The 16,224-nt window shown below is 60.4% G+C and carries 13 protein-coding genes and 1 pseudogene; 6 read left to right on the top strand and 8 right to left on the bottom strand.

Annotated features, from left to right (window positions below; translation table 11 throughout):
- Positions 1-3 precede the first annotated feature (3 nt).
- Both AC1Q80_RS14735 and AC1Q80_RS14730 read right to left on the bottom strand, forming a co-directional pair.
- Positions 4-738: an aspartate/glutamate racemase family protein gene (locus AC1Q80_RS14735; protein ID WP_173422137.1), complete on the bottom strand. Its 735-nt coding sequence runs from the start codon at positions 736-738 to the stop codon at positions 4-6.
- A 3-nt stretch (positions 739-741) separates the two neighbouring features.
- Positions 742-1,377, bottom strand: a complete 636-nt coding sequence (locus AC1Q80_RS14730) for a flavin reductase family protein (protein ID WP_492360884.1) — start codon at positions 1,375-1,377, stop codon at positions 742-744.
- Between the two features lie 193 nt (positions 1,378-1,570).
- Here AC1Q80_RS14730 and AC1Q80_RS14725 point away from each other — a divergent pair, with 193 nt between their 5' ends.
- Together AC1Q80_RS14725 and AC1Q80_RS14720 are read left to right on the top strand one after the other, a co-directional pair.
- Complete coding sequence (locus AC1Q80_RS14725; RefSeq protein WP_173422135.1) at positions 1,571-2,257, top strand: GntR family transcriptional regulator; 687 nt, start codon at positions 1,571-1,573, stop codon at positions 2,255-2,257.
- A 75-nt stretch (positions 2,258-2,332) separates the two neighbouring features.
- A complete protein-coding gene (locus tag AC1Q80_RS14720) occupies positions 2,333-3,160 on the top strand; it encodes a bifunctional allantoicase/(S)-ureidoglycine aminohydrolase (protein ID WP_173422134.1) in 828 nt (275 codons plus the stop codon).
- Positions 3,161-3,269: 109 nt separating this feature from the next.
- Here AC1Q80_RS14720 and AC1Q80_RS14715 read toward each other — a convergent pair whose 3' ends face one another.
- Positions 3,270-5,078, bottom strand: a complete 1,809-nt coding sequence (locus AC1Q80_RS14715) for an ABC transporter ATP-binding protein/permease (protein ID WP_173422133.1) — start codon at positions 5,076-5,078, stop codon at positions 3,270-3,272.
- A 278-nt stretch (positions 5,079-5,356) separates the two neighbouring features.
- On the opposite strand from AC1Q80_RS14715, the gene AC1Q80_RS14710 reads away from it, so the two are divergent.
- Together AC1Q80_RS14710 and AC1Q80_RS14705 are read left to right on the top strand one after the other, a co-directional pair.
- Positions 5,357-6,205, top strand: a complete 849-nt coding sequence (locus AC1Q80_RS14710; protein WP_492360883.1) for a class I SAM-dependent methyltransferase — start codon at positions 5,357-5,359, stop codon at positions 6,203-6,205.
- Positions 6,206-6,255: 50 nt separating this feature from the next.
- Positions 6,256-7,743 carry a pyridoxal phosphate-dependent decarboxylase family protein gene (locus AC1Q80_RS14705; protein ID WP_492360882.1) on the top strand — a complete coding sequence of 496 codons (1,488 nt, stop codon included), beginning with the start codon at positions 6,256-6,258 and terminating at the stop codon, positions 7,741-7,743.
- 34 nt (positions 7,744-7,777) lie between these two features.
- Here AC1Q80_RS14705 and AC1Q80_RS14700 read toward each other — a convergent pair whose 3' ends face one another.
- A complete protein-coding gene (locus AC1Q80_RS14700) occupies positions 7,778-9,076 on the bottom strand; it encodes a S41 family peptidase (protein WP_492360881.1) in 1,299 nt (432 codons plus the stop codon).
- Between the two features lie 185 nt (positions 9,077-9,261).
- A complete protein-coding gene (locus tag AC1Q80_RS14695; RefSeq protein WP_173422129.1) occupies positions 9,262-10,158 on the bottom strand; it encodes a LysR family transcriptional regulator in 897 nt (298 codons plus the stop codon).
- Positions 10,159-10,273: 115 nt separating this feature from the next.
- On the opposite strand from AC1Q80_RS14695, the gene AC1Q80_RS14690 reads away from it, so the two are divergent.
- Positions 10,274-11,260, top strand: coding sequence for a cyclase family protein (locus AC1Q80_RS14690; protein WP_492360880.1), 987 nt, complete (start codon positions 10,274-10,276; stop codon positions 11,258-11,260).
- Positions 11,261-11,544: 284 nt separating this feature from the next.
- Here AC1Q80_RS14690 and AC1Q80_RS14685 read toward each other — a convergent pair whose 3' ends face one another.
- From AC1Q80_RS14685 to AC1Q80_RS14675, 3 genes and pseudogenes are all read right to left on the bottom strand, one after another.
- Positions 11,545-11,868, bottom strand: a complete 324-nt coding sequence (locus tag AC1Q80_RS14685) for a FliM/FliN family flagellar motor switch protein (protein WP_492360879.1) — start codon at positions 11,866-11,868, stop codon at positions 11,545-11,547.
- A gap of 155 nt (positions 11,869-12,023) precedes the next feature.
- Positions 12,024-12,380 carry a hypothetical protein gene (locus AC1Q80_RS14680; protein ID WP_492360878.1) on the bottom strand — a complete coding sequence of 119 codons (357 nt, stop codon included), beginning with the start codon at positions 12,378-12,380 and terminating at the stop codon, positions 12,024-12,026.
- A gap of 632 nt (positions 12,381-13,012) precedes the next feature.
- A pseudogene (locus AC1Q80_RS14675) lies at positions 13,013-13,177 on the bottom strand (ornithine cyclodeaminase); the annotation flags it as partial.
- A gap of 384 nt (positions 13,178-13,561) precedes the next feature.
- Here AC1Q80_RS14675 and AC1Q80_RS14670 point away from each other — a divergent pair.
- Positions 13,562-16,159, top strand: a complete 2,598-nt coding sequence (locus AC1Q80_RS14670) for an SH3 domain-containing protein (RefSeq protein WP_492361075.1) — start codon at positions 13,562-13,564, stop codon at positions 16,157-16,159.
- Positions 16,160-16,224: the final 65 nt, after the last annotated feature.

The raw sequence follows: 16,224 nt of genomic DNA, 5'->3' as shown, positions 1-16,224 counted from the left end.
TTGTTAAGCGACAGCATCCACAGGGCGGGCGACTACGGCTGACTTGACCCGTGGGTAATCATAGGCGCCGACCTTCGAGGTGGAATAGCCGGCCCCAACCAGGGCTTCGGCGAGCTTGACGGCAGCGGTGACGCCATCGATCACCGGCATGCCGGTTCTCGCCTTCAGCCGGTCGCACAGTTCGGACATGCCGGCGCAGCCGAGAATGATCGCCTCGGCGCCATCCTCCTGCTTGGCGCGCAGGATTTCGCGCACCAGCATCTCTTCCGTGTGGGCCAGATCTTCCTCCAGCGCCAGCACCGGCATATCGACCGAACGCACCTTGCGGCACCGATGGCCGGCGCCATAGGCGTCGACCAGATCCTCGATGATCGGCACGGAGCGCGGCAGGGTGGTGATGATGGAAAAGCGTGTGGCGATGTTCATTGCCACCTGGATGGCGGCCTGGCAGATGCCGATGACCGGTCCGCGGGCGATTTCACGCGCAGCGCCAAGGCCGGGATCGTCGAAGCAGGCAATCACATAGGCATCGACCCCGCGCGCCTCGCCAGCGCGGATCTCGGCGAGCATCGCCGGCACCGCCATGGCCTCGTCCGCATGGCCTTCGATACTGGCTGGGCTCGTGGTCGGATTGACGGACTCGACCCGGGTGGTGGCGGCTACCACGCGCTCGGCACTGCGGTGCGCCTGTTCGGTCATCGAGGCGGTGGAGTTCGGATTGACGAGAAGGATGCGCATGGATCAGGCCGTTTTCGCTTTGAGGGCGGTAAAGGAAGCGATGTCGGGTGCCCGCATCTCGAACTGTCGGTCGGAGGTGATGTAGTTGTTGGCGTGAAGCCGCGCGATCGGCTGGTAGCTCGACGGATCGACGTAGTGGCCCTTGTCATCGAGGCAGTCCTTGCGCACGTGCATATGCACGACTTCGCCCAGCACGATGACCCGGCGGTCGTATTCGATCAGCCGTTCGACGCGGCATTCCATCGAGCAGGGCGATTCGACGATGCGGCGGGCGCCGACCTTGACGCCGTCGGCCGCGGTCAGCCCTGCCATCTCCACTTCGTCGACGTCCGGTTCGAAGGGGAGGCCGCAGACGAGCATCTGGTCGGAGATTGCCATGTCCACCATGTTGACGACGAACTCGTTGGTGCGGCGGATGTTGCTGACTGTATCCTTCTCCACGCCATCGGGGCGTGTCTGGATGCCGAGGATCACGATCGGCGGATCGTGCGAGAAGACGTTGAAGAAGCTCATCGGCGCGGCATTGTCCTGACCGTTCGGCGAGAGCGTCGAGACGAGGGCGATCGGCCGCGGACCGATGAAATTCGTCAGCAGCCGGTAGCGGTCCTGGGCGGGCAGTTGGGTGAAGTCGAAGTCCATGAGTGAGCTCTCGGGGTCAGGCGCGGTCGGTTGTCAAACCGGTCGATGGCCGTTGTTTAAGTGGTTGCCACAGCATATCAAGTTACGGTACACAATATTGTCTACAATTTTGTAGTCAATATCAAACTGCAGTGAGTGGAATTGACTTTGAACGCTGGCCGGCCAGAGTACGCGAACGGCTAAGGGAGATTTCATGTACAATGCGGACGAAACCGCCGGAGCGCCGACGGCTATCATTTGTGAGAAGATCTGGCTCGCCATCGCCGAGCGGCGGTTGCGCCCCGGCACGCGGCTCAAGGAGGAGCAGCTTGCCGAGATTTTCTCTGTCAGTCGAGCCCGTATCCGCCAGGCGCTGACCGCGCTCGAACGCGATGGCCTGGTGACGATCATGCCCAACCGGGGCGCTTTCGTGTCGGAGCCTTCGGTGGACGAGGCACGCGACGTCTTTGTTACCAGACGGGCGATCGAGCAGCGCGTGGTCGAGCGTCTTTGCGAGCGTGCCTCGGTTGAGGACATCGAGCGCATGCGCTCGCATATCGATGAAGAGCGGGTTGCGGGCAGGGCAGGCGATCTCTCTGCAATCGTTCGCCTTTCCGGGGGATTTCACCTGCTTTTGGCAGAACTTTCCGGCTCGGCCTTCCTGTTCGGTATCTTGCGCGACCTTGTTTCGCGCACGTCGCTGATCACTGCGATGTACCGCTCGAACCACCTGCACAATTGCGGGCCGGACGAGCATATGGCGGTCGTCGACCGCATCGCGGCGCGGGATGTGGATGCCGCGATCCGCGAGATGGCCGAACATCTGCACCACGTCGAGGCGGAACTGGATCTCGATGAGGAGAAGGATCAGCCGCGCGATCTGCGCGCAGCCCTGCTTTGACAAACCACTGGCAATGAACCCAACCGCGCCGCTCTTGTGAGGAGGCGGTGCCCGCTTGAGAACTGAAGGACGGAAATGACTGGTCGTAACTACTATGCGCCCCATGGCGGCGCTCCGGCACAAACGCAGCTCCTGACCGACCGTGCGGTCTTCACCGAAGCCTATGCGGTGATTCCAAAGGGGACGATGATGGACATCGTCACCAGCTATCTGCCGTTCTGGGACAAGACCCGCCTGTGGATATTGTCGCGTCCGTTGTCCGGTTTTGCTGAAACATTTTCGCAATACATCATGGAAATCGCTCCTGGCGGCGGCAGCGACCGGCCGGAACTCGACGAGGGCGCCGAGGGCGCGCTGTTCGTCGTCGAGGGCGAACTGACCGTTACGCTCGACGGCAAGGAACACCGCATGCTGCCGGGCGGCTTCGCCTTCATCCCGCCGGCCAGCAACTGGGCGGCGCATAACAGAAGTGAAGCGCCCGTTCGCTTCCATTGGGTCCGCAAGGCCTACGAATATGTCGATGGCCTTCCTGCTCCCGAAGCCTTCTTCACCAACGAGGCCGATATCACGCCCAATCCCATGCCCGGCACCGAAGGCAAATGGGCGACGACGCGCTTCGTCGATCCGACGGATCTTCGCCATGACATGCACATGACGATCGTCACCTTCGAGCCAGGCGCGATTATTCCCTTTGCCGAAACCCACGTCATGGAGCATGGCCTCTACGTGCTTGAAGGCAAAGCGGTCTATCGCCTCAATCAGGACTGGGTGGAAGTCGAGGCTGGTGACTACATGTGGCTTCGCGCCTTTTGCCCGCAGGCCTGCTACGCCGGCGGCCCCGGCAAGTTCCGCTACCTGCTCTACAAGGACGTCAATCGTCACATGAAGCTGCGCGCGCGCTAAGATCCGCGACGAAGTGCATACGGAAACAGCGCCTCGCAAGCAGGCGCTGTTTCTTTTTAATCAATGGGATGCGCTCCTAAGTTGACAGGCGGCATTAAGAGCAGCGAAGTCAATCGACCAATTGCGGGTTGGTAGGGCGCAGGCTCTTTGGCCTGATCAGGCGCAGCGAACCACCGGCGGCGTCCTTCTCCAGTTCCAGTACGCGCGTGAAGAAGCCGTTTGCACGCTCCTTGCGGCCGATATTGACGATTGCCGCCTTGCCGATTTCCTGGTCGAGGAAGGTCATGACCTTGCGATAGCTGTCGTCCTCCAGCGTATCCAGGGCCTCGTCGATAATCAGCCATCGTGGCTTGTGCAGTCCCAGGCGCGCGATCGCCAGCAGGCGCATTTCCACTTCGCTCAGATTGAGCTTCTTGCGCATGTCCTGATCGAGGCGGTCGGCAAGGCGGCCAAGACCGACCTTGGAGAGCACGCCGCTAAGTTCGCCGTTCCTGAAGCTGTCGGGCGTCTTGGGATAGGCGAGCACCTCTTCAAGCGTGCCTGGGGCAAAATAGGGCGAGCGTGGAACGAAGACCAGGCCGTCATCGATCGGCAGCGCGATGCGTCCGTGCCCAAAGGGCCATAGGCCGGCAATGGCGCGGAAGAACGGCGCCTTTTCCACTTCCGGCGCGCCGGTGACGAGAACCCGCTCGCCGGGATTGATCGTGACGTTCGGCTCGGAAAGCTTGATGCAGCCGGCAGCCGAGACGATTTCGATGTGGTCGAACGTCATCTGCGGACCGTCTGAGGTGACGAACTCGATGCGCTTGTCGCCTTCATGCCGGTCGTCGACGACGAGCAGCGCTGAGCGGAAGGCGGCGACGCGCATCAACGTAGCGCGCCAGTCGGCAATGGCGCCGATGTTGTCGACAAACCAGCGCAGCGACGCGTGCACCTGGTTGAAGGCGCCCACGGCCATCATCAGGCCGCCGAAGCTGAGGTCGCCGGCAAAATAGACGGGCGAGGCGATGACGATTGGTGCGACAACGGTGATCCAGCCATAGCCGGCCGTCACCCAGGTCAATCGCGTGACGGCAAGCAGCAGGCTTTGGCTGATCTCGAGAACCGAAGCCAGATCCGCCTGCAACCGGCGTTTTTCGTTTGCCTCGCCCGATGAAAGCGAGACGGCCTCGATATGTTCGTTGATGCGCATCAACGAGAAGCGCAGCGACGCCTCGCGGGCGTAGTGTTCGCCGTTAAGCTTCACCAATGGACGCCCGACAAGCCAGCTCAGCCACGATGCCGTACCGGCGTAGAGAATGGCTGCCCAGACCATGTAGCCGGGGATGTTGATGGCCATGCCCGAGATATGAAAGACGAACCCGTCCGACAACGACCAGAGCACGCCAATGAAGCCGGCGAGCAGGATGCCGGATTGGATCAGCCCGATCGTCAGCCCTGCCGAGAGGTCAGAGAGGTGGCGGGCATCCTCGTGGATGCGCTGGTCGGGGTTGATGCCGATGGCACCGGCATTGGCCAAGCGAAACGCACGCGCCGGCTTCATCCATTCGTTGATGAGGTCGAGTGTAAGGCCTTCCCGTAGCTTCAGCCGGACAAGCTGGCCAAGCCAGGTCTGCAGAACATTGAGGACGAGCAGTGCCCCGGCGATCTGGGCGAAAATCACGAGCTGGTGCAGGAAAGCCTGCAGGTCACGCCGTTCCAGCGTGTCGTAGAAGGGCTTGTACCAGCGATTGAGGATGATCTGGCCGAAGGCGGTGGTGACGATGACGGCCAGGATGCCAAGGGCGAGCCAGATGATCCTGTTTCGGAGTGGCGAAGCCATGAAGGCTGCATGCATCATCCGCAACTGGGCGCTAAGGGGTTGTTCGTCGTTGGCCTCTACCCGACCATTGTTCTTGTCATTCTTAGGCTTCGGCATCGATGCGAATCTCTCCGTCACGATCTCCACGGGGCAAATATAGCCTGCCGAGCCCGGTCTCCCTAGCGCCGATTGTCGTTATGCAAATCAGCAGAAGGTAATTTATGGGGACCCTGTTGCCAAGATAACAGCATTCGAACTGCGAATCCCGGTTCGATAGGGGGCCGGACGTCGGCGCAGAGGGCGCACCAAAAGGCGCGAAATTGATTGTATCCTGATCCAGAGAGTTCATAGTTCCGATGGACGAGACAGGGAGCGCATCCACGGGAGGAACGTGCATGTCCAGCAATCTCGACCAGATCCGTGAGCAGCAGAAAGATATCTGGGACCGGTTCTCGACCGGTTGGAAGAAGTGGGATGCGTTGGTTCTGAGCTGGCTCGCTCCGTTCGGCGACGCAATGATCCACAAGGCCAAGCTTCGGGATGGTGACCATGTCCTTGATGTCGCGGCCGGAACAGGTGAACCCGGGCTAACCGCTGCCGCCCTGATCCCGAATGGACGCGTCACGGTAACGGACCTTTCCGAGCGCATGCTCGACGTGGCTGCCGGGAATGCCCGACATCGCGGCCTTAGCAATTTCACGACCGAGATATGCGACGCCAGTGCCCTGCCGTTTGCTGACAATTCTTTCGACGCCGTATTGTGCCGGTTCGGGTTCATGTTCTTCCCGGATGTCGGGGCGGCGGCACGCCAGTTCGCCCGGGTGGCGAAGCCCGGCGCGCGCGTTTGTACGGCCGTTTGGAGCGCGCCTGAAAAGAACCCCTGGGCGACAACAATCATGGCGACGATTGCGCGGCACGTGACACTGCCGGCGCCGATGCCGGGAGCCCCCGGTCTTTTTCGCTGTGCCGCCGGAGGCATGATGGCGGCGGCCTTCGCCGATGCCGGTCTGCTGGATGTCGACGAACAGGAAATCTCGACGACGATGGTGCACGAGACGCCGGAACGCTACTGGACCTTCATGACCGAAATTGCAGCGCCCGTGGTCGCTGGGCTGGCTCAAGCCGACGCCGCGACGCGTGAGACGATCAAAAATGAGGTTCTTGATCTGGCCCGGCGGTCCATGCGCGCCAACAAGGTCGAGCTACGTTCTACCGCAACGATTGTCACAGGAACACGGAGCTAAGGCGCGCCCCGCCGTTCCCGGAATGAAGATCCGCAGCGTGGGAGGACCGAATGGCTGCAGCTCCGACAGAACACGAACTCTTCGAAGAAGACACGCTTGATCCACAAGATTGGGGTGAACTGCGGGCATTGTCACATCGGATCGTCGATGACGCCATCGATTATGTCAGCGGCGTTCGCGACCGTCGTGTCTGGCAGGAAATGCCGGAAGAGGTGCGCGCATCGTTTGCCACAGCGCTGCCACTGGCGCCGACGCCGACCGAAGACGTCTACCGCGAGGTGGCCACGAACGTCCTTGGCTATCCCATGGGCAATATCCATCCGCGTTTCTGGTCCTGGTACATGGGATCGAGCAATTTCACCGGCGCGCTCGGTGACTTCCTTGCAGCCATTCAAGGCTCCAACCTCGGCGGCGGCAACCATGCGGCCGCGCTCGTGGACCAGCAGGTCGTCGATTGGTGCAAGCAGATGATGGGTTTTCCAGCCTCGGCGAGCGGCACGCTGGTCAGCGGCGGATCGGTCGCCAACATCATTGGCCTTGCTGTCGCCCGCAATGCCAAAGCCGGCGTCGATGTCCGGGAGTTGGGAGTCGCGGCAATCCAGCAGCCATTGCGGTATTACGGTTCCGACCAGATGCACAGCTGTCATCGCAAGGGGGTGGAGACGCTTGGCCTCGGAAACCAGGCTCTCCGGCGCATTCCGACCGATGCCGAACTGCGTATCGATGTGGATGCGCTCAGGCGTGCGATACGAGAGGATCGCGCGGCCGGGTTCAAGCCTGCCTGCGTGATTGCGACAGCCGGCACGGTCAACACCGGCGCGATCGACGATTTGCAGGCACTCGCCTCCGTCGCGGCAGCGGAGGACCTCTGGCTGCATGTCGATGGCTGCATCGGCGCTCTGATCGCCATTGCGCCTGAAAACCGTTATCGCGTCGCCGGGATCGAGAAGGCCAATTCGGTGGCGCTCGATCCACACAAGTGGCTGCACGCGCCATTCGAGGCTGGCTGCGTGCTGGTGCAGGATGCCGGAGCCCATCGCGGGACCTTCGCGGTGACGCCGGAATATCTGGTCGCAACCGCGCGCGGTCTGGCATCAGCGCCTTGGCTCTATGACTATGGCCTGCAGACGACACGCGGCTTCAGGGCTTTGAAAATCTGGATGGCGGTGAAGGAGCACGGCATTGGCAAGTTCGGCCGGCTCGTCGACCAGAACATAGCCCAGGGACGGTATCTTAGCGACTTGATCGAGGTGGAGCCTTCACTGGAACTGGTCGCGCCGACCAACATCAACATCGTCTGCTTCCGTTACCGTTGCGAGGGCAAACACGCCGACGAACTGAAGGCGATCAATACCGAGATCATGTTGCGCCTGCAGGACGAGGGGACGGCAGTTCTCTCCGACACCACGGTGCACGGCGAGCATTGTCTGCGGGTCGCGATCAACAATCACCGCACCAAACGTCGTGACTTGAAACTGCTCGTAGAAGATGTCGTCAGGCTCGGTCGGGAAATCGTGCGGACGGATGCGGCGGCCTGATCGGCTGCGCAAAAGGCGAGTATGATGCCCGTCATCACGGTGTTAGCGGCGGTCCACCTGGCATGACGATGCGGTCCGAGTTGCCGTCGGCAAGAAGGCGAAGCATTTCCGAGACCGCGGCTTCCCGTTGCGGATCGCGGCCGGCGGCATAGGCAAGCGGTAGGTCGACAGGAATGTCCGGAGTTATCCCGTTTCCTTCGAGGCGGACATTGTCGTCGATCACTGCATCCGAAACGGCAATTTCCAGCAGGCTGTCATCGGGCAGAATGTAGGCGCGGCCCGCCAACAGGGCGCCGGCGGTGCGCTGGCCCACAAGCGGAATGCTATTGATCCGCAAGGCATAGGCAAAAAGCTCAAGGCCGCTGCGCGTTCCCTCGTCGATCAACGCGACCACCGGACCGCGCCAGCGAACATTCGCGAGCGTGGCCCGCCCATGCCGCGGGATCAACCGGAACGATGGCGTGTCGCCGACGAAGAGTTCGGCCGCATCCGCAGCACCGCCGCCCCAGCGCCCGCGAAGATCCACGACCACGCCGTCGACACCACTCAGGCGGCCGTCGGAAAGCTCGCTGGCGACGATGTCCAGCCCGTCACGCGTCGACAAGGTCCAGAAACGGACATAGCCGATCTTTCTCCCGCCGTGTTCGCGCACGGCGATACTGTTCTCAATCGCTTTTTCGAACGTCGGCAGCGGCCGCAGCCGTTCGACAGCGACTTTGACATTTGTCGGCGCCACATCGGCCTTGCGGCGCAGGCGAATATCGACCGACTGCCCGACCTTTCCCTGAAAAGAGCCGATCTCACGATAAGGCAAGCCATCGACGGAAAGGATCTCATCGCCCATCATCACTCCAGCCTTTGCGGCCGGTGAACCGTCATAGACATCGCTCACGAACCGCTTGTCGCCTATCATGCGCGTTACCAGGCCGATGCCGGGATAACTGACCTCTCCTTCGGGCGGAAACAACCGCGACAGGTCGTTGCGGATCGCGAAGCGAAAGATGTCGCTTAACTCGAAATAGGCGATCGTGTCCGGTTTGAAGCGGCCGTTGTGTGAGGCCTGCAGGCTCGCAAGTGCTCCGTCGATGGCTGCATCCACGCGTGCGGTCGAGGCGTGTGGAGGCAGTGCCTGCCCCACGTCTTCGATCTCTTTCTTAGCCGTTTCGTTGAAGCGGTCCAGCGCGCTTTCGTCGTGAAACTCGGAGTTCACCAGCGCGATGACGCGGTCGAACACCAGGTTGCCCGATCGTGGTAGCTCGGCCGCTGGTACGCCTGCAGGCATGAGCACCAGCAGCAGCGCAGTTTGCAATAGCCTCAACATCGCGCCATGCATCGCCGATCTTTCGGTTGGTTTCTGCTCATTATCGACCGAAGCACGGCGCAGGCGAGGCGCTGCGACGCAAAATTGCGTGATCGACAGATGTCGGGCGCGCGACAGGCAATCTCGTGGCTCACCCGCGACGGGTTGTGCTTAGCCGGTGGCTGGGAACGCGCGCGTCGTTAGGCGGGCAAATACGGTTAGAACCCTGCTTGCCGAAGCTCGCTTGCGAGAAAATCGGTGAAGAGCTTCACTTTGGGCAGAAGCAGGCGGTTGGTGGGGTAGACAGCGAAGATGCTACGCCGGGCCAGCTTGTGCTGTGGCAAGATCCGCAGGAGCTTGCCGTTCCCGAGAAACGGGTTGGCGATAAAGGATGGCAGGACGCCAATGCCGATGCCGGACTGGATCATCTCGCACAGCATCAGGCTATTGTCGGCCACGAAGCGTGCGGGCACGTCTATGCTCGTGGCGCCATCGGGACCTTCCAGCACCCAGCTGCCGGGTTGGTCGGCGAGGCGGTACGCCAGGCAATGGTGGTTCTTGAGATCGCCGACAACTGTCGGTGTGCCGCTCGCCGAGAGATAGGCGGGGGCTGCGCAGATGAATTGTTCGACGTCTCCCAGCCGCTTGGCGATCAGCGATGAATCCGTGAGCGCTGCGCGCACGCGAATTGAGACGTCGAACCCCTCTGAGACGACGTCAAGGAGGTGATCATCAAGCGTCATGTCAACCTTCAGCTTCGGATGATGCATCATGAAGCGGGCGAGCATCGGCGCCAGAACGGTCAGTCCGAAGGACAATGGTGCATTGATACGAAGCCGGCCATTGATTTCGCCGGCCTCCCCAGACGTCGTGCGCTCCAGGTGGTCTAGCTCATCGAGCAGCCGGCAACATTCCGCGAAGTAGCTGCGCCCGTTTTCCGAGAGGCTCATGCGACGTGTCGTGCGAACGATCAGTACCGTGCCCAGACGGGTCTCCAGCTGTCGGATCTGCTTGCTGATCGACGCATTCGATTGTCCCTGCTCTTCAGCAGCTTTGCTGAAGCTCTGCAACTCGACGACGCGACGGAACGAGCGCATGGCTGCCAGCAGATCCATATTTTCTCCATTGTAAATTATGTTTTCAGATTATGGCAGATTATTCGCTTCGAAGCTACCAATAGGGTGAACTCAGCTTCCCGATACCTGGGCAAGCGAGAATAAGGAGTTCATCATGTTCGACACCAGAATTATCAACCGCGCTTTGGCCGCCTCCCTCATCGCCGGTCTCCTCGGCAGCGCGGCCATCGCGCAGGAAGTTGGCAAGAGCCCATGGGGCCCGAAGGATGAAATCGGGCGCCTCAACCTGATCACACCGGAATCCCGTGCCGCCATCCTGGCGCGCGTCGACGGCGGCAGGTCCTACGATCTCGCTGTCGAGTATTTCATCGGCATGCCAAGCTGGGAGGCGGCGGGCGACCCGCCTTACCAGATGTGGATGACCCACACGCCGCATGGCACCGCGGTTTCCGATCCGATGAAAGTCGGCAAGGAAATGAATGACTACGTCAGCTACACCGGCTCGGCCGTGTCGATGTATGCCCATATGGGAACCCATATCGATGCGCTCAACCACTTCGGTCTGAACGGCAAGATCTGGAACGGCTATGCAGCAATCGATCATCTGGGCGACCAGGGCTGGACCGTCACAGGCGCTGAAAAGCTGCCGCCGATCATCGCGCGTGGCGTCATGATCGATGTCGCGGCAGCCAAGGGTATGCAGATGCTGCCGGATAATTACCGGGTGACACGCCAGGACCTGCAGGAGGCGCTCGACAGTCAAGGTGTGAAGCTGCAACAGGGTGACGTGGTTTTGATCCGCACCGGCCGCATGCAATTCTACGAGAACGCCTCCACCTATATGAGCAATCCTCCGGGGCTGAGCATCGACGCGGCCAGGTTCCTGGTTGAAGTCGGTGGTGCGATGGTGGTGGGCGCCGACAATCTCAGCTTCGAGGCGTTTCCTGCCGAAACGGCGAACAACTACGTTCCTGTGCACACCTATCTGCTCGCACAACAGGGTGCGCCGATCATCGAACTCGTCAACCTGGAAGGGCTGTCGAAAGATCGCGTCTACGAATTCGCCTTTGTCGGCGCCTCGTTGAAGTTCCGCGGGGCCGACGCGGCGCCGATCCGCCCGGTGGCCTTGCCGCTGCGATAGGACCGAATAGCCGGCCACCGGGAGCAATCAATCGAGCAGCCGTGCGGACAGCGTGCGGCGCTCTCTTCGCTTTTCAAGCCGCACGTCGAAGATCTTGATCCTTATGCCGTCCGGCGGGCAGTGCCTCACTGAGGTGCCCGCCTGAGCGACGCCGATAGAAGGCCGGCAGGGCTACCCTTGCCCATTTGACGTACCCTTCCAGTGCAGCCGCAAATGCCGCCATGACAACCAGAAGTAGCAATTCGGGCTTGGCAGGTTTTCGGGCCGAAAGCGGCTGGTGTCAGTTACCGGCGCCTGCCGTGAGAAATCTCTACGATCTTGACGCCGATGGCGGTCTTGGATTCGTTGAAAACGATCTCGCCCCGGCCAATGACCGTGCCGTTGACCTTGAGGTCCACCGGGTCTCCGAAATTGGCGTCGAGATCGATGTGATCGTCGCGATGCAGTTTGGAAAGCTGCGCCACGGTCAATCTCGAACGGCCGAGGACGGCCTCGATGACGAGGGGTATGCCCTGGACGGCATACTCGCCGATCGGCGCGCTCTCTTGCGGGATAGGGGCATGCTCGATTTCCGGCAAGCCATTGTACAACGTTTCGTTCATCATCATGCACCACCCAAAAACACTGGTTTACAAGTCCTTAACGAAAGGGTTGCGCCAGTTCGCCATGACAGGCAATGGCACCGGGGAGGGCAGGACCCGTGCGTCTTATGCGAGCGTTAACGTTCCGTTAACATCCACAGAGCCCGCACCTGAAACGCCTCCTACAGTGTCATTGCGGACCAACTTCCTTCCTGCTTTTCGAACCCTATCGCGCGACGGCCATCCGGCAGCTTGTCACCGAGTCGCACGACATAGACATAACCGCCATAGACCATCAGCCCGCGATCACCGTCGCTGTATACAATCTCGAACTTCGGCGGGCTTGCGGCAACCGTGCCTTTTGAAGGGTCGGCCTCAGACGTGAATTCCACGGCGGGTTCACTCCACGGCAAATTCAGGGGAGGTCCCAGGTAGAATATCGCTGCCATGGCTGAAAGCGCGCAAATGGAAAGTGCTGCCATTTGTGGATTGAATCCAACGGACCCTGTAGTATTCGGCTGAAACGTCGCGGTGGCCAATATAAATTCCTCCTGTAACTTATGTGGTGACTGTCCAGATCTGGGCACGTGATATTGTTGCGAGGTTGGCGCCTCTCAATTCACGGCAAGACAACAGATTGACCTCGGAAATTCGCTTCATCGCGCGAATCGGAGCTTTTGGCGCTTGCTGCGAAACATTCCATTCCGACTTTCGAAGAACAATGCGATGGCGGCGCTTTCCACATCTTTCGATTGCTCGCTTGATGCGATCACACTCAATGGCTTGCGCTGGCCATCGCATTAGACGGACAATCACGCGCGCAAAACGATCGGGTGAAAATGCCGGGCGTGGTGCATGCCCGTAGGGCGCTTGTGGCAAGCTCAGGCTCGGTTCCGACTTGCAACATCACGGCGCGATGCCAGGCAGGTTGAGATTGCTTCGCCGGGTTTACCCGTACCGCCGGAACCATCCACAGCACGGACCGAATGCATCTTAATAAATGAAATAGCATTTTCGTTAATTAACGTGCTCGCTTAATTAACTATTGGGCAGCGACTGGTTCGTATCCCATCAAGGCGCTCAATTGGCCTCTATCAGGCTGCTTAGAGCCTACTGACGTTCCCCGGTTTGACCGTCGACAAACCGGGGAACGTGATTGCTTCGCGTCAGTCTATGCCGCTTCGAGCTTCTTCTCGCAGCGAAGCAGCATGCCGTAGAGGTCACGCGGTTCGTCGGGATCAGCGAGGAGGTCGAGTTCTGTGAACATACCGTGTTCGACAATCTGGTCCCGCACGTAGCGGAGGGCGGAGAAGTCCTCGATCGCAAGCTTGAGCGAAACGCAGGCCTCAGGTGTATCATCAGATGATCAGCGCCGGGGAGCGACGTCCGCCGGATAGTTTGAACCAGTTGCGACAGGATTGTGCAATACGGAATTCAGACACTGTCAGGCACGGTATGACGATCCGGTGCCGGGTTTGTTTCCGGTTTGTACGTCTGGGATCGCATAATGTATCGACTGTAATGATACCCGCCTTGGCGCGGCTTGGTTGGATGATGCCGGTTGGCCCAGTTGCACTCGGCATCGAATATGCAATTATCCTAAAGTGGAGGGGTGGAGCCAGTTGCCAGCTCGATGCGCGCCTGACCTACCGGCCGCTTTCCGTGGGGCTAATCGCGGAGAGGGCTTGAGACCCTCGCACACCGATTAAGGAGTGTGATCATGCGTAAGATACTCTCGTATCTAACAATCGCTTCGTTCTTCTCTTCCTCTGCGTTTGCGGATCCCGCGATCCTCACGGCAAACGTGAATTTCAGGGTTGGTCCGGGCACCGGATTTCAATCGATGCGCGTTCTTCCTCAGGGCGATGAGGTCGATATCAAGGAGTGCGATGCGGAAGCCTCCTGGTGCGCCGTCGGCTATTCTGGCACCAACGGTTTTGTTGCGGGGAAGTATCTCAATCAGTCCGACTCCACGGCCCCAGCGTGGCCGCGGGTCTTTACCACCGACACGGGTGCGACGATCACGCTGTTTCAGCCGCAGATAACCTCGTGGAAAGGTTTCCGGGAGCTCGAGGCGCTGCTCGCGACCGAACTGAAATCCTCCGCCGACGCGAAGCCGGTCTACGGGGTCATCGGGCTTTCAGCCAAGACCGTGGCTGACGATGCGAATGAAAACGTCACGCTGACAGATATGAAAGCGACACGGCTCGAATTCTCCGCACTGGACCGCAAGCAACTTGCAGATCTCGCACTCGATGTCGGAAAGCTTATTCCGACCGAGCCAATCGTGGTGTCGCAGCAGCGCCTGGCAGCGAGCCTTGGCGATTTCGAGCGGCTCGCAGACGTGCCGGATATCAAGTCCGACCCGCCGCCAATCTTTATCAGTGAGACACCGGCGATCCTGTTGCAGACTGACGGTGCGGTCGTCCTGGCTCCCGTCAAGGGTGTTGACGGCCTATCGTTCGTGGTCAATACGAACTGGGATCTCTTCAAGGTGGATCAGTCGGGCGACTACTTTTTGCGAAGCGACAAGAACTGGCTCACCTCAAAGACATTGGAGGCAGATTGGGTTGCGACGGAAACGGTTCCGGATGTGTTTTCCAAACTTCCCGAGAGCGAAAACTGGAAAGAGGTAAAGACCTCGCTCCCACCAACACGCTTCAACGAGGACGGGATCCCGAAGGTTTTCTATTCCCAGAAACCCGCGGAGCTTTTGCTATTTGAAGGAAAGCCTGTGCTCGAACCGGTGGCGGGTACCGGACTTGACTGGGTCTCCAATACCACCAGTTCGGTCTTCTTCCATCGTAGCAGCAAGAACTGGTACACCCTTATCTCTGGCAGATGGTTTTCATCGGCATCGCTCAAAGGACCCTGGACCTTTGCTACTCCAGACCTGCCGGACGATTTCCGGAACATACCGGACGACGCGTCCTATTCGGCAGTGCGCGCCTCGATACCTGGCACGTCCGAGAGCGCGATGGCGCGCCTGAGGGCAAGCATTCCGAAGCTCGCGCGCGTTTCCACCGATGGGTCATTGAAGGTCAATGTACGCTATAATGGCGAGCCGAAATTCGAAGCGATTGAAGGCACGTCCTTGTTTTATGCCGTCAATGCGAATGAGCAGGTCATCAAGGTTGCGGACAAATACTTCGTCCTCAAGGATGGCATCTGGTTCGTCGGTGACACACCGACCGGTCCGTTTGCCGTTGCGCGCTCCGTTGCGGACGAGATCTATACGATCCCATCATCGTCTCCGTTCTATAACGCGACCTATGTCCGGGTCTATGACACCGAGCCCGACGCCATCTGGTACGGGTACACTCTCGGCTATCTCTATACTTATCTCGCCTGGGACACGGTCGTTTGGGGGTCGGGATGGTATTATCCGCCCTATTGGGACTACTACGACGACGATTGGCCCTATTACCCGCCTCCGATAAGCTACGGCTTCGGCGCTTCCTACAATCCGGCTTACGGAACGTTTGGACGCTACGGTTACGCCTACGGCCCCGAAAGAGGTTTGGCGTTTGGTGCGGCTTATAATCCAGTGACTGGAACCCGGTTCCGTGCCGGCGCGGTGGCAGGACCTGGTGGCGAACGAGGCTTTATCTCCGCCTACAATCCAAGCACCGGCAACGCCATGGTCGCGCGTGGCGGACAGAATGTCTACGGTTCGTGGGGCAGTGTGTCCGTCAAGCACGGCGGCGAATTCGCGCGCATAAGCGGAGGAACGACCGGGAGTGCTGGCGGTCTGCGCTGGCGCAACACCGAAGGCGAAAAAGGCTTCATCGTCGGTAGCAAGGGTGGTGACGTCTATGCCGGCCGCGACGGCAACGTCTATCGCCGCCAGGACGGGCAATGGCAGAAGCACTCACCGGACGGTTGGCAGCCCGTTCAGCGGCCTGACGCAGAAAGCGTTCGCAACGCCGCTCAGCGCGCAGCATCCAACCGGCCGCAAGCGGCGCAACGCATCCAGAACCGGGCTGAGACGAGGCCCGCGCCACGCCGCAATCAGCAGGTTCGGCAACGGGCACCGGATCATCTTTCATTTGATCGGGCCGGACGACAATTTGGCAACCAGAACGAGCTGAGCCGCAACTATGGCCGGCTCTATCAGCAGCCTGGCGGCAACTTCCAGAACTTTGACCGCGGCAGCTATCGCGGCGGCGGTTTTCAGGGCGGCAACCGCGGAGGTTTCCAAGGGGGCGGCGGTCGCGGAGGCGGACCAGCCTTCAGTGGTGGCGGTGGTGGGCGTGGTGGTGGGGCAGCCTTCCGGGGTGGCGGCGGCGGGCGTGGCGGAGGCGGTCGGGGCCGCTAAGAAACCGGGTCAAGTCAGGTAAGAGCCGGCCGATCCATCGGTCTCGGTAACTGCTGTCGGCCGCT

Source organism: Ensifer sp. GW823-FHT05D09 (assembly GCF_058795755.1).
The sequence above is the reverse complement of the archived record's forward strand: the minus strand, read 5'-3'. Positions and strand labels throughout refer to the sequence as shown.

What these genes read in the sequence shown, in the direction of transcription:
- AC1Q80_RS14705 (WP_492360882.1), top strand. Translation starts at nt 6,256, where the DNA reads ATGGCTGCAGCTCCGACAGAACACGAACTCTTCGAAGAAGACACGCTT.
- AC1Q80_RS14720 (WP_173422134.1), top strand. Translation starts at nt 2,333, where the DNA reads ATGACTGGTCGTAACTACTATGCGCCCCATGGCGGCGCTCCGGCACAA.
- AC1Q80_RS14730 (WP_492360884.1), bottom strand. Translation starts at nt 1,377, where the DNA reads ATGGACTTCGACTTCACCCAACTGCCCGCCCAGGACCGCTACCGGCTG.
- AC1Q80_RS14735 (WP_173422137.1), bottom strand. Translation starts at nt 738, where the DNA reads ATGCGCATCCTTCTCGTCAATCCGAACTCCACCGCCTCGATGACCGAA.
- AC1Q80_RS14710 (WP_492360883.1), top strand. Translation starts at nt 5,357, where the DNA reads ATGTCCAGCAATCTCGACCAGATCCGTGAGCAGCAGAAAGATATCTGG.
- AC1Q80_RS14695 (WP_173422129.1), bottom strand. Translation starts at nt 10,158, where the DNA reads ATGGATCTGCTGGCAGCCATGCGCTCGTTCCGTCGCGTCGTCGAGTTG.
- AC1Q80_RS14690 (WP_492360880.1), top strand. Translation starts at nt 10,274, where the DNA reads ATGTTCGACACCAGAATTATCAACCGCGCTTTGGCCGCCTCCCTCATC.
- AC1Q80_RS14670 (WP_492361075.1), top strand. Translation starts at nt 13,562, where the DNA reads ATGCGTAAGATACTCTCGTATCTAACAATCGCTTCGTTCTTCTCTTCC.
- AC1Q80_RS14700 (WP_492360881.1), bottom strand. Translation starts at nt 9,076, where the DNA reads ATGCATGGCGCGATGTTGAGGCTATTGCAAACTGCGCTGCTGCTGGTG.
- AC1Q80_RS14685 (WP_492360879.1), bottom strand. Translation starts at nt 11,868, where the DNA reads ATGATGATGAACGAAACGTTGTACAATGGCTTGCCGGAAATCGAGCAT.
- AC1Q80_RS14715 (WP_173422133.1), bottom strand. Translation starts at nt 5,078, where the DNA reads ATGCCGAAGCCTAAGAATGACAAGAACAATGGTCGGGTAGAGGCCAAC.
- AC1Q80_RS14725 (WP_173422135.1), top strand. Translation starts at nt 1,571, where the DNA reads ATGTACAATGCGGACGAAACCGCCGGAGCGCCGACGGCTATCATTTGT.